The sequence below is a fragment of the Pristimantibacillus sp. PTI5 genome, assembly GCF_048572955.1.
Classification (GTDB): Bacteria; Bacillota; Bacilli; order Paenibacillales; family Paenibacillaceae; genus Pristimantibacillus.
The window spans coordinates 6,991,132-7,003,521 of sequence record NZ_CP183886.1; the positions used below are offsets into that span (position 1 = coordinate 6,991,132).

The 12,390-nt window shown below is 48.2% G+C and carries 12 protein-coding genes; 2 read left to right on the forward strand and 10 right to left on the reverse strand.

All coding sequences use genetic code 11. The annotated features are described in order from the left end of the window. Nucleotides 1–245 precede the first annotated feature (245 nt). Nucleotides 246–983: an alpha/beta hydrolase gene (locus ACN6MW_RS31140; protein ID WP_419873585.1), complete on the forward strand. Its 738-nt coding sequence runs from the start codon at nucleotides 246–248 to the stop codon at nucleotides 981–983. A 73-nt stretch (nucleotides 984–1,056) separates the two neighbouring features. On the opposite strand, the gene ACN6MW_RS31145 is transcribed toward ACN6MW_RS31140, so the two are convergent. Further along, a complete protein-coding gene (locus ACN6MW_RS31145) occupies nucleotides 1,057–1,545 on the reverse strand; it encodes a low molecular weight protein-tyrosine-phosphatase (protein WP_419873586.1) in 489 nt (162 codons plus the stop codon). Beyond that, entirely contained in the window at nucleotides 1,542–2,183 is a 642-nt protein-coding gene (locus ACN6MW_RS31150; RefSeq protein WP_364149749.1) for a trimeric intracellular cation channel family protein, read from the reverse strand. The genes ACN6MW_RS31145 and ACN6MW_RS31150 overlap by 4 nt, the downstream gene beginning before the upstream one ends. Before the next feature lie 223 nt (nucleotides 2,184–2,406). Here ACN6MW_RS31150 and ACN6MW_RS31155 point away from each other — a divergent pair, with 223 nt between their 5' ends. Continuing rightward, a complete protein-coding gene (locus tag ACN6MW_RS31155; protein WP_419873587.1) occupies nucleotides 2,407–3,051 on the forward strand; it encodes a thiamine diphosphokinase in 645 nt (214 codons plus the stop codon). Between the two features lie 72 nt (nucleotides 3,052–3,123). On the opposite strand, the gene ACN6MW_RS31160 is transcribed toward ACN6MW_RS31155, so the two are convergent. The 8 genes from ACN6MW_RS31160 to abc-f form a co-directional block, all read right to left on the reverse strand. Further along, nucleotides 3,124–5,097, reverse strand: coding sequence for an endonuclease MutS2 (locus ACN6MW_RS31160; protein ID WP_419873588.1), 1,974 nt, complete (start codon nucleotides 5,095–5,097; stop codon nucleotides 3,124–3,126). Between the two features lie 421 nt (nucleotides 5,098–5,518). Next, nucleotides 5,519–6,304, reverse strand: a complete 786-nt coding sequence (locus tag ACN6MW_RS31165; RefSeq protein WP_419873589.1) for an MBL fold metallo-hydrolase — start codon at nucleotides 6,302–6,304, stop codon at nucleotides 5,519–5,521. Continuing rightward, complete coding sequence (locus ACN6MW_RS31170) at nucleotides 6,301–6,972, reverse strand: GNAT family N-acetyltransferase (RefSeq protein WP_419876501.1); 672 nt, start codon at nucleotides 6,970–6,972, stop codon at nucleotides 6,301–6,303. The genes ACN6MW_RS31165 and ACN6MW_RS31170 overlap by 4 nt, the downstream gene beginning before the upstream one ends. Before the next feature lie 18 nt (nucleotides 6,973–6,990). Further along, the gene (locus ACN6MW_RS31175; protein ID WP_419873590.1) at nucleotides 6,991–7,650 is read right to left on the reverse strand and encodes a GNAT family N-acetyltransferase; all 660 of its coding nucleotides are present in this window, start codon (nucleotides 7,648–7,650) and stop codon (nucleotides 6,991–6,993) included. A 40-nt stretch (nucleotides 7,651–7,690) separates the two neighbouring features. After that, on the reverse strand, nucleotides 7,691–8,551 hold the full coding sequence (locus ACN6MW_RS31180; protein WP_419873591.1) for a carbon-nitrogen hydrolase family protein: 861 nt from the start codon (nucleotides 8,549–8,551) through the stop codon (nucleotides 7,691–7,693). 24 nt (nucleotides 8,552–8,575) lie between these two features. Further along, complete coding sequence (locus ACN6MW_RS31185; protein WP_364148527.1) at nucleotides 8,576–9,934, reverse strand: HAMP domain-containing sensor histidine kinase; 1,359 nt, start codon at nucleotides 9,932–9,934, stop codon at nucleotides 8,576–8,578. Then, entirely contained in the window at nucleotides 9,931–10,629 is a 699-nt protein-coding gene (locus ACN6MW_RS31190) for a response regulator transcription factor (protein WP_364148530.1), read from the reverse strand. The genes ACN6MW_RS31185 and ACN6MW_RS31190 overlap by 4 nt, the downstream gene beginning before the upstream one ends. 189 nt (nucleotides 10,630–10,818) lie before the next feature. Then, a complete protein-coding gene (abc-f, locus tag ACN6MW_RS31195; protein ID WP_419873592.1) occupies nucleotides 10,819–12,375 on the reverse strand; it encodes a ribosomal protection-like ABC-F family protein in 1,557 nt (518 codons plus the stop codon). Nucleotides 12,376–12,390 lie beyond the last annotated feature (15 nt).

Sequence of the window (12,390 nt, forward strand, 5' to 3'; positions counted from 1 at the left end):
TGTTATAGAATTATTATAAACCTGTTTAACGAAAATGGTCAAAGCAAAAAACAAAAAAACCTTTGTTTTTTCGCTGATTCTCATCATTCTCTTAAGAAATTGTATATGCTACAGACTTATATTTTCACTATAACAGCATAATACAACAAGACAGAAATAGATGTGATTCCCTTGATTACCTTTCTATTGTTTACCCACAACCGTACGTTTCCATTCAATGAATCCTAACATGAGGAGAGAAAGATATGACAGATGAGCGCTATTTAAAAAGAACGATTGTGAAAGAAACCGTGCCCAGCCGTTTCTTGCCCGAACAATCTCGTAATTTACGGATATTTTTGCCCCCCGGCTATAACGAGGTTTTAAGCTATCCTGTCGTATATTGTCAGGACGGTGAGGACTTTTTCAATTTCGGACGGATCGCAACGACGGCTACCCGGTTGATTTTGGACGAGGGCCTAGAGCCCTTCATTATCGTCGGCGTTGATGTTGACAAAAAGCTGCGCACGGAGGAATATGCGCCGGACGGCAATCGACATGCGAATTATATCCGTTTTTTCGCCGAAGAGCTGATTCCGTTCGTCGAAGAAAGGTATGCCGTAAGAGCGGAACCCGAGCATCGCTTGCTTGCCGGTGATTCCTTGGGCGGTTCCGTTTCGCTGCATCTGGCACTTGCCTATCCGCAGCTGTTTACGCGAGTGATGTCCCTATCCGGCGCATATTACGGCGTTTCGCAAAATATCATCTCAGAGGCCGGAGATCTAAGCTGGCTGACTATTTATATGATTGTCGGGCTTCAGGAGGACGCTTATGAGACGGATCGGGGCGTGTTCGATTTCGTCGCGTTGAACCGGAACGCGAAAGAGCTGCTGGAATTGAAGCAGGCGACGATTTTTTACGAAGAGAAGGACGGCAAGCATCAATGGGGCTTCTGGCAAAAAGAACTGGACAAGGCTCTCTCTTATTTTATCGAAGTAGAATAGCTGCAAATAAAAAAGCTGTTCCGCAGTCTCCGATACAGAGCTGCAGAACAGCTTCTTTTGATTCCTTGCCATTTTATGCTAATTTCAGATCCGCTTGGACCCGCTTCAACAGCTCCATGCAGCCGCTGTTAACCAGCTCGTAAACAAACGGAAAGTTTCCGTCATAATAAGGATCCGGCACATCGGCAATCCCCTTATCAGGAAGCAGCTCCATGAAAGTAAACACCTTCGCGCGGCTTTCCAGGTTCCCTGCATTCTTAAGAAGCTCGCGGACATCCCGCAAATTCTTTGTATCCATGCAAACAATGTAATCAAACGTTTCGAAGTCGCTCTCAGCAACCAATCTAGCCTTCATGCCCTGATAAGATATCTGATGCTCGTCAAGGAGCTTTCGCGTGCCTTCATGGGGAGGATGGCCCAAATGCCAATCGCCTGTCCCGGCAGAATCAATATCTATACGGTCATTCAATCCTGCTTGCTCTACCTGGTGCCGCATGACGGCTTCAGCCATCGGGGAGCGGCAAATATTGCCTAAGCAAACGAACAAAATACGCGCTTTCATGAGTTACCTCTTTTCTGCTGTTCATGCGCGGTATCGATATGAAGCGATCGGCGCGGCAGCTTCCATTTGTAATATACCGAGAGCATTCGGAAACTAATAATGACAACAAATAAAAATAATAGCTCCAAGGTCGATTCCAGCCAGCCGAGCCCGATGACAAGGCCTGCAAGCATAGCCCAAACCGCATAAATCTCATCCTTGAGCACCAGCGGCTTACGCCCGGCCAATACATCGCGAATGATGCCGCCGCCTATTCCCGTAAGCATTGCCGCAACGAGAACCGCGCTAAGCGGATGCTTCATCTGGGTGGCATATAACGCGCCCTGAATGGCGAAGGCAGACAAGCCGATCGCATCGAAAAAAGCTTCGCTTTTACGCCAGCGCTGAATCCATATCACTGGCAAAACAAACGCAATCGTCATCGCGATTAACGCTATTTTCAGCAAATAGCCTTGGCTCCACAGCGATGTTACCGGCATGCCGATCAAAAGATTGCGGACGACCCCTCCGCCGAATGCCGTGACCAAGCCTAAAACGAATACGCCCAAAATATCGTACTCTTCCTCCATCGCAACAATCGCTCCGCTGACAGCGAATGCAATCGTCCCGATAATACTGAAAATCCCAAAAATATCCATATCCACTGCAATGACTCCTCGCTTCCCGTCCATGAACCAGCCTGGATCGCCGGTGCTTTCCTTCACCATTTTAGCTGGGAGGCAGAGGTTTCGCAACGACAAATTTCGCAGTATTCTGCGAGGATCTGTTCGAATAATTGAACTTCCTCTGTTTTTAAGGATCAATAGGCTTTATACTTAAAATGTTTGAAGTAAACCTGCCCCGAAGAAAGGACAATACGTTATGCAGCCTCGAATCGTTATTTGCACAGGCGGTCAGCTAGGCGCCTTTGCTCTTGAATATATAAATACCGCCGATTTGCTCATTGGAGCAGATAGCGGCGCACGCTTTTTAATATTCCAGGGCTTTCGCCCGGATATCTCTATCGGTGATTTTGATTCGGTTTCGGAAGATGAGCTTGCCGTCATTCGAACGAACAGCAGTCAAACCATCGCGTGCGACCCCATTGACAAAAACTATACCGATACGGAAATGGCCGTAAGGCTTGCCTTGGATATGCAGCCGCGGGAGCTCATCCTGCTCGGCGCTCTGGGGACAAGATTCGATCACTCGCTTGCAAATGTGCACTTGCTTGCTCTAGCCGCGGAGCTCCAGGTGCCCGCAACGATCATAGACGAGCATAATAAAATATCGCTTTTAACGGACCAAGCGGCGATTGCGATTGAACAGCAAGGCTATCCGAACGTTTCGCTTCTCCCCCTCTCCTTGGAGGTAAAAGGCATTACGCTTACAGGCTTTCAATACCCGCTCACGGATGCACGATTGTCGATCGGGCAGTCTCTTGGTATCAGCAACGTACTGCTCTCGCCGGTTGGGCGCATTGAAATCAAAGAAGGGTTATTGCTGGTCATCCAAAGCCGGGATTAGTTAAAATCGATACAGCCGGGGCATTTGCTCCGGCTGTTTCTTCTAAGCAAATCAAGTACACTTCAACAACAATCAATATTGCTCTTCTTCCGGCGTTACAATCGAAAGGCCATCCACATGCTTGCGGCTCATCAGCTTGCGTGCCTTTCTGTTTTCCTTGGATTCGAAAACAATGTCCAAATCATATTGCTCATCCGGATATAGCTCGGTTTTCGCGATATAAAGCTTCATGCGCTTGCGATTAAAGGTAAGCTTTTGCCCCTGAACCTGAACAATGACGTTACCTCGTTCATCAGCTGGCCGATATACCACTCCCATCCGGTTAAGCGGGTAAATCCAGACGGCATCTCCTTTGACAAATGACTTGGCAGACGCTTTAACCGTTTCCGTATCAGTTTTTCCGCTTTTTTCCGTAATTAATACAGAAGACTCCGCTCCGTCGTGTTCAGAGCCTGAAAGATTTTCAGCAGAACCATTTTGCTCGTTATGCGCCTCCGTGAAGGACTCCGAAACGACACGTTCCTTCTTCTCCAGCAATTGCTCTGCCCGGAGCATAACTTCTTCCGGCAATCCGAACCGCCTCGCTATCGCGAACGCATGGCTTTCCCCGGCCTCTCCCATCTCTAATTGATAAAGCGGCTTTAACGTTTCTGCGTCAAAGGCCATTTTTCCGTTCTGACAGCCTGCTGTGCGAGCGGCAAATGCTTTAATTTCGTTAAAATGAGTCGTAGCCGCAGCTAATGCCCCTCGCTTCAGCAGCTCCTCCAATAAAGCGATAGAGAGCGAGATCCCTTCGGTAGGATCCGTACCCGCTGCAAGCTCATCAAGCAATAACAGCGACCTAGGATTGGCATTATCGAGCATTTCCTTCAGCACGGTGATGTGGGAGGAGAAAGTGCTTAACGATTGCTCCAGATTTTGACCATCGCCTACATCCGCAAGGATATGCTGGAATATACCGATTTCACTTCCTTCCCCCGCGGGGACCAACAGCCCCGATTGCACCATGAGCGCAAACAAGCCAATCGTTTTCAAGGTTACGGTTTTACCGCCCGTATTGGGTCCCGTAATAATCAACTGCTTCCATTCATAACCAAGTTCTACATGAAGCGGTATGCTCTTTTGGCCCAGCAGCGGATGGCGCGCATTCACAAGACGGATGACCGGCTGCTCGGACAGCTTGATTTTATTCCCGCCATAAGAACGCGAAAGCTTGGCACGTGCCGTAATAAAATCAAAGGAAGCCATCGCCTCTACATTGCGAAACAGCTCGGAGGAAAACGACTCTGCCAGCTCGGACAACCGTGCTAAAATGACCGTACGCTCCCTTTCCTCTTCCGCTTTCCATTGCTGCAGCTCGACTTGAAGGTCTGCCACATCGAGCGGCTCTACAAACAAGGTCTGTCCGCTCGCGGATTCGTCCCAAACGGTTCCGGGAACCTGCTTGCGAAGCTCTCTTTTGACAGCTATGACAAACCGGTCACGACGCTTGCTAATGACCGACTCCTGCAAGGATGATTTGTATTTGTTTAAGGCATGCTCCATTTTCTTATGGATTTTATCTTCAGATGCGTAAATATGCCTGCGGATATAAGCAAGATCAGCGCTCGCTTGATCCGTAATTAAACCGTACCGCAGGCAGCGGTTCAATTCTTCACGCAGGCCGGGGCAATCATACATGGATTCAGCATAGGAAGCTATCGTTGGAGCGATATCGCGCTTGCTGTTCATATATTTTTTCATTTGCACGACGGATGTCAGCCATACGGACAATTGCTCCAATTCTTGTTCGTGATAAATCCGTCCTTTGCCCAGGAGAGCCAGAAACGGATCGATACCGTCCATCGCGGATAACGGGATGCTTGCTCCGCTTCCAAGCAGATGCGCCGCTTCCTCCGTCTCCTGCAGCCATGCCTCAACCTGACGCTGCTTCACGCTTGGCTCATGACGTTCTGCTAATTGCCGACCCGCCGGCGATACGGTATAGCTAATCATAGCTTCTTTCACTTTATCAAATTCTAATCTTCTCCAAGATGCTTCATTCATTTTTATTGCCTCCTCTGATTTTGAATAAAAAAAAGACAGAAATAGAACGCGGGTGCGTTCCACTTCTGTCTCAATCGACTAAGCTCCAATCCCCTTTTCAATCGCCCGCAATCGACACTTTCCTGAAAATGGGTATAAAAAAACCGCGCTGCGTGAGCACGGTGATTGGGCCGCTGTCGAATAGCTTCAGGCGGGAATCCTCATGTCCATAACTCTTGGCGCCAGATCACGAAATAGAGCCTCGCAGCAGGGCATAAAAACGCCTAGCCTCCGTCGCAAGACCAAATCATATCTGACCATATCCAATTTATGAGTTAAGGACACCAGCAAACATTAAGATTTCCCCTTTAAGCGTGATAATAAAAAGTTTCTTCCATAATATACAAAAAAGACAAGTTGATTGTCAAGCCTAAGAATTCCGTTATCGCGTTTGCAGGTCAATCTTTAAGCCTGTATGGGCAAAACGCATTTGCTCAGGCAGCTCATAGTTTTTATCAAGATCAATGTCATGAGACATATGCGTGAGTACCGTTCGTTTTGGATTCCATTTACGGACTAGCTCGACCGCTTCGAGCACGTCATAAACAGATCTTGTTTCATAGGCAAAAGGCTCATGATAAAAGCTTGTTCCAAGCACAAGCAAATCCAATGCAGCCAGCTTTGCTTGCTGCTCCTCCGTTAAGCCGATCGAGTCGGAACAATATACCCACTTATAGTCGGTATCCCTATTCTCGAAACGGAAAGCGTAGGCATACCCATTTTTCCCGTGATTGACTCTCCAGCTGGATACCTGCCATTTACCCAATTGAATCGGTTGGTCAAAGGACTCAAATTGAATCTGGTTACCCAGCCAAGGAAAACGGTCCAGGATCTCTGTAATCACTTCAGACGGTGCATAGGCTAAGCCTCTTTTATTGGTCCAGCGGCAAGCATCGGCCCATTCGACTAGTCCGCCGATATGATCAAAATGAGCATGCGTAATGAGCAGCGTATCGATCTTGCGTAATTCGGCTGCCTCTAATTGCTTTGCAAAATCAGGTCCGCAGTCAATCCAGACCGTTCCTGCATCCTCATCCTCTATTTGGACAGATGAACGCAGGCGACGGTTGGTCCCCGTATTTCTAGCTTCCGCGCACACCTCGCAATCGCAATAAATGCGCGGCACGCCCATGGAATCGCCGGTGCCTCTAAAAATAAGCTCCGTCATAACGGCAGCAGCTCTAATGTACCCGCAGCCCGTACCTGTTCAATCATGCGAATCCATTCCTCCGGCTTATTAGGCAGCGCTGCATAATACCCTACTAGAAACTCGGCAACTAAGTCAGCTTCGATGGAAGACATTTCCTCATCTTGCGGCAGGAAGCATAGATCCAATTCGGAAACGGCATGACCTTCAAGGTCCCATGACGGGTGTACATAGGCGAGGTCGATCCGCTTATAACCGATATGCGAGAGCACTTCGCGGCGCACAAACGGATTCATTGGCGAAACGCCGCCGAAAGCATGCTCTTCTGCACGGAAAGGATCATACACCTCCGCAAACATTCCGATTGGCGTCGTACCCGATTGCCCGGCCAGCTTAGCTAAATCACGCTCCCGGTTGCGAAGCAGAAATCTTCCTATTCCAAGCGAAGGCTTGCCAATGATCGTAAAATCAGTCATCGCTACGCGCAGCTCCGGATAGTAACGATATTCCGTTGATCCGACTACTTCTCCTTCATGAATGGCAGCATAGACGTGAATCGTTGGATCCTCGAGCGGCTCCCGCCACAGCTCATAGGCAAGTACTTCTTCCGGCGGAAAAATCGTTTGCAAAAGCTTATGTAAGGAAGCAAAATAAGAGTCCTCGATGGATGTAATCCGATGGTAGGTCAGCATATTCGTAGATCTCCTTTATTTGAACGGATTTCGCCATTCCATAATGGTAGCGCAGTTGTTTGACTGTTCATCTTCTAAATATTCGCGGGCAATGCCGACTGGCATTCGGCCGCATCGCAGCAAAAAGGTTAAAACCGGATCCTTCCATTCCCCGGTCAGCACTTTTTCCAAATAAACTTCTGGCGTAACATCTTGGGCATGCGGTCCATAACCAGGCATGCGTCCGCCTCCGAGCAGCCTGACGAGTCCAAGCTGAACAACGGTTTCATACATGGACTGCATCAGCCATTTGCCAATCCCTGATTGCCTGAATTCCGGAATCACGCATATATCTACGATATAGAGCGTATCCCCTTCCGGATTGTGATTGCGAATATATCCGCCGTCGGTAACCGTTTCCCAATTATGCGAATGGCCATAGTCCTGCATATTAACCAAGAGTCCGGTCATTGAGCCGATCAGGATGCCGTCTACCTCTGCACATAAAGCGCCTTCCGGAAAACGTTTGACGTGTTCGGAAAGCTGATCGATATTCCACAGCAGCTCCTCAGGAAATGGCGGGGGAAAGCTTACGCGTTGAACATCGATTAAAGCTTCGAAATCAGCTTGAGCATAATTGCGTATCACTGCTTTCTGAGGCTTGCCATTTACAAATAAGTACAGGTCTTTGCGCATCCCAAGCCGCCTTCCGATGAAAAATGAATAATAATTGCAGCTATTTCCAATCCGTATATAAATCCGTACGACGGTCGCGCCAAGTCGTTACAGCACCTCTCAGCCTTACTTCTTCCAGCAGCGCCAAATCCAAATCCGCTACGACGAGCATATCGTCATTTATGATTCCTTCGCTTAAAATGCCTGCCGGCGGGAAAGGAATATCATTAGGCGCTATCACCGCGGCTTGTCCAAAATTCGCTCGCATGAGATCTACCTTGCGAAGAGAACCAACCGTACCCGTGGTGACAATATAGATTTGGTTTTCAACGGCTCTGGCATGACAGCAATACCTCACCCGGTAAAAGCCGTGACGGTCATCGGTGCAGGAAGGGCAGAAAATGACGTCTGCTCCCTTTGCCCGAGCCATCCGGACGATTTCCGGAAATTCAATATCGTAACAGGTTAGCATGGCAATGGTGCCGTATTCCGTTTCGAAAACTTCAAGAGCTTCGCCAGCAGACATGTTCCAGCCTTCTACTTCCGACGGCGTAATATGAATTTTATGCTGCACATCGATTTTACCGCTTGGATGAAACAGATGGGCAGCATTTCTCAGGCTATCGTCAGCCGTTTTAATCACATGGGTCCCGCCTATGATATAAACGCCGTATTCAGCGGACAAGGAACGGAATAAACGTAAATAATCATCCGTGAAATCAGGCAGGCGGTCGATTGACAGCGCTTTGCCATGTTCATCGCCGATAGACATTAATTGCGTCGTAAAAAACTCTGGAAATAAGATAAATTGAACGCCGTATTCTGAAGCATTTCGCACATAATGAGTCACTTGCTCCGCGAATTGTTCAAATGATTCAATGTCTGCCAGCTTATACTGTATGGCTGCCGTACGGAATTTCATTATTGGACCGGCCTCCTCTTTAGGTTATTGTTTGCGCTGTTTGAACTGCAAAGTAATCGTCGTGCCTAAATCAGGCAAGCTAAAAACATCTACTTTCCCCTCATGCAGATCAATGATCCGTTTCGCGATCGAGAGGCCAAGACCCACGCCGCCGGTCGCGCGGCTTCTTGCCCCGTCAACCCGATAAAAGCGTTCGAATAGATGGGGAATCTCATTTTCCGGAATACCCATTCCTTTATCCTTAACCTCGATCTTCACGATGTGCCTAACGAGCGTAATCGTGATGTCGATCGGATCCTTTGAATATTTAATGGCATTGTCCAGAAGAATGACCAGGAGCTGCCTAATCTTATCCTTGTCGCCGACCATACGCACAACCTTGGACATCGCCTTCACTCGGATAGGCCGTCCAAACGTCGTTTGAAGCATCGTCGCCAGTTCATCAACCACCTGCACCACATCGAAGAGCTCCTGACGCAGCCAATCTTCTTGCTCGGCCTCCGCCAGCATCAGCATCGATTTCGTCAGATTCTGCAGCCGGTTAGCCTCTTTATCAATGGCTTCGATCGCTTCATCCCGCAAATTCTCGTCATCCCGTCCCCAGCGCTTCAGCATACCTGCATAGCTGCTGATAACGGTTAGCGGTGTTTTGAGCTCATGCGAGGCATCTGCAACGAACTGCTTTTGTTTAGCAAAGGTGCGATCGAGCCGTTCGATCATTTGATTAAATGCGCGGACGAGCTGCAGCAGCTCCGCGGATTCTTCACGGCTGCTCAGCTCGATCTGCCTAAGCTTGCCGCTGCGGTCAATTTCTCTCATGGTATTGACCATTTGTTGAATAGGCGCCGTCAATCTGGATGTAAACCAATAGGTTCCGAAAATGGCGAACAAGATCGCCCCGCCGCTGGTCACGCTAAGCGCAGCGACCAATACCTGCAAGTAATTATCAAGCTCATCCAAAATCCGATTAACCTCAAGCATCGCAATGACGCGGTTACCGTCATATAATGGAACCCGCATGAACAGGATGCGCTCTCCGCCTTTCGTGATCATCCCCGTATGGTGATGGGTCTCGAAGGCGGCTGGCAGCTCCTGAAGCAGCTCGTCCGAGCCGGTAATATTGACTACTCGGTTATTAGGCGCAATAATGCGGATCATTTCGTTTACGTTGTAATACTCATTGAGCAGCTCCGGATAATTCAATCCTCGACCGCTCTGAATTCGGGGATTCTCGAGCATGAGATTTACCTTATTCGCGATAACCTCTTCTTCGCTTTCCGTCGTAATTTTGATGACGTAGAAATAAACGAAAATATTAAAGAGGATCAAAATAAAAATAAGCCAGAATATCGTAAAAAGCGTAAACCGTTTGCGCAGTGTCATGCGTCCGGCTCCTTAATCATATAGCCTACTCCCCGCACCGTATGGATAAGCTTATGACGGTACCCCTTGTCCAGCTTCTGGCGCAGATAACGGATATAAACATCCACGAGATTCGTTTCACCAATAAAATCATAACCCCAAACCTCGGATAAAATATCCTCGCGGGATTTTTCGTCGTTTTTATTTTCTACGAGATAAACGAGCAGCTCAAACTCACGGGGCGTCAATTCGATTAAAATATCCTTGCGGTACACTTTGCGAGTCCGCAGCTCAATCGTCAAATCGCCGACTTTAATCATGTCCGAGCCTTCCGCTTCCTTCGGATATTGCTGGAATATACGCAGGATGTTGCGGACGCGGGCCAGCAGCTCCTCCATCGCAAACGGTTTTGTAATATAATCATTGGCACCGTGTTCGAAGCCGCTTACCTTGTCCGGAACGGTATCCCGTGCTGTTAATAATATGATAGGTACCGGATTCCCGGCTTGCCTTAATAATCGCAATACCTCTATGCCGCTCATCTCGGGAAGCATCACATCAAGCAGAACCAGCTCCCATTCCCCTGTAGATGCCATTTCATAACCTTTGCGGCCATCGGCTGCCGTGCCTACCGTATAACCCTCATGTTCCAGTTCCAGCTGTAGTATGCGAGAAATACCAGCTTCATCTTCTACGACAAGAATTCGTTCTTTCATCTTAGAGGTACACCTGCTTCCAGTTGTAAATAATCGAATTAACTTCATGGCATTCTCCTGCAAGAATGCTTAAATTTATCATAATGAAGACGTTTCGCAAATGCAAGTAAGCCGATCTACTGAAAGAGTAGACCGGCGATCGCTGCGAGTGTTGACGCTTGCCGCAGCAGACGTTGCCATAGCTTTATATTAGATCTGGTTTTGCATCGCCCATGATTCTACATCCCAGGTTTTGGTTACCCAATCCCCATAAAATTCAGGTTCATGAGATACGAGCACAACGGTACCTTTGTAAGCCTTAAGCGCACGTTTTAATTCCGCTTTGGCGACCACATCCAAATGGTTCGTCGGCTCATCGAACAAAATCCAGTTGCTCTCGCGCATCATCAGCTTGCAAATACGCACCTTAGCTTGTTCTCCCCCGCTGAGCTGGTTAAGCGCGCGGGTAATATGCTCGTTCTTCAAGCCGCAGCGTGCAAGAGCAGCGCGGACTTCATGCTGGTTCATGAAGGAAAACTCATTCCAAACATCTTCAAGCGGCGTCATCGTCGGCGCTTTTGCTTCTTGTTCAAAGTAGGCCGGATTTAAATAATCGCCTAGATACGTCTTGCCGTCCAGCGGCGGGATAACGCCGAGTATTGTTTTTAGCAGCGTTGATTTGCCGACACCGTTACAACCGACGATTGCAATTTTGTCTCCCCGTTCAATGACCATGCTCATCTCCGGCAAAAGCGGCCGGTTATAACCGATAACCATACCATCTGCCTCAAATACGGTTTTACCGCTCGTTCTGGATTCTTTGAATTGAAAGGTTGGTTTTGCTGCTTCCTCAGGCTTGTCGATTCGGTCGATGCGGTCCAACTGCTTCTCACGGCTCTTCGCCCGGCCCGATGTAGAAGCGCGAGCCTTATTCTTTTGTATAAACTCTTCCTGCTTCTTGATAAAATCCTTCTGCTTCTCATAAGCGTCGATATGCTGCGCTTTGTTCAAATCAGCCATCTCAAGGAATTTATCGTAATTCGCCGAATAGCGGGTAAGCTTCGTAAATTCGAGATGGTAAATAACGTTAACGACCTGATTCATAAAGCTAGTTTCATGCGAGATCAGAACAAAAGCATGCGGATAATTTTTCAGGTAGTTGGTCAACCAATTGATATGCTCTTCATCCAAGTAGTTCGTCGGCTCATCGAGCAGCAGTACGCCTGGCTTCTCAAGGAGCAGCTTGGCTAGGAGAACCTTGGTCCGTTGCCCCCCGCTGAGAGCTGTTACGTCGCGGTCAAGACCGATTGCATTTAAGCCCAATCCGTTTGCCATTTCATCGACCTTTACATCGATTAAATAAAAGTCGCCGATTTCCAGCTCCTCTTGGATCTCGCCCATACGAACGAGGAGCTCGTCAAGCGTATCTGCATCGGCATCACCCATTTGCGACGCAATGTTGTTTAGTTCTTCTTCTAATAGAAGCATAGGAAGAAAAGCATCCTTCAGTACGTCACGGATGGTTTTGCCCGCTTCAAGCTTCGTATGCTGGTCCAAATAGCCATATCGAACGCGAGGCGTCCATTCCACCTTGCCCTCATCCTTCAATAACTTACCCGTCAAAATATTCATGAGCGTCGATTTGCCGGTTCCGTTCGCGCCGACAAGACCGACATGCTCCCCCGCTAGTAAGCGGAAGGATACGTTTCTAAACAATACCCGGTCACCAAACGTATGTGATAATTGCTCAACTGTTAACAAACTCATTTTCGTCTTTATCTC

Coding starts and splice junctions, on each gene's coding strand:
- ACN6MW_RS31165 (WP_419873589.1), bottom strand. CDS start 6,304: ATGACGGAGCTTATTTTTAGAGGCACCGGCGATTCCATGGGCGTGCCG.
- ACN6MW_RS31175 (WP_419873590.1), bottom strand. CDS start 7,650: ATGCGCAAAGACCTGTACTTATTTGTAAATGGCAAGCCTCAGAAAGCA.
- ACN6MW_RS31180 (WP_419873591.1), bottom strand. CDS start 8,551: ATGAAATTCCGTACGGCAGCCATACAGTATAAGCTGGCAGACATTGAA.
- ACN6MW_RS31190 (WP_364148530.1), bottom strand. CDS start 10,629: ATGAAAGAACGAATTCTTGTCGTAGAAGATGAAGCTGGTATTTCTCGC.
- ACN6MW_RS31150 (WP_364149749.1), bottom strand. CDS start 2,183: ATGGATATTTTTGGGATTTTCAGTATTATCGGGACGATTGCATTCGCT.
- ACN6MW_RS31145 (WP_419873586.1), bottom strand. CDS start 1,545: ATGAAAGCGCGTATTTTGTTCGTTTGCTTAGGCAATATTTGCCGCTCC.
- ACN6MW_RS31140 (WP_419873585.1), top strand. CDS start 246: ATGACAGATGAGCGCTATTTAAAAAGAACGATTGTGAAAGAAACCGTG.
- abc-f (WP_419873592.1), bottom strand. CDS start 12,375: ATGAGTTTGTTAACAGTTGAGCAATTATCACATACGTTTGGTGACCGG.
- ACN6MW_RS31160 (WP_419873588.1), bottom strand. CDS start 5,097: ATGAATGAAGCATCTTGGAGAAGATTAGAATTTGATAAAGTGAAAGAA.
- ACN6MW_RS31155 (WP_419873587.1), top strand. CDS start 2,407: ATGCAGCCTCGAATCGTTATTTGCACAGGCGGTCAGCTAGGCGCCTTT.
- ACN6MW_RS31185 (WP_364148527.1), bottom strand. CDS start 9,934: ATGACACTGCGCAAACGGTTTACGCTTTTTACGATATTCTGGCTTATT.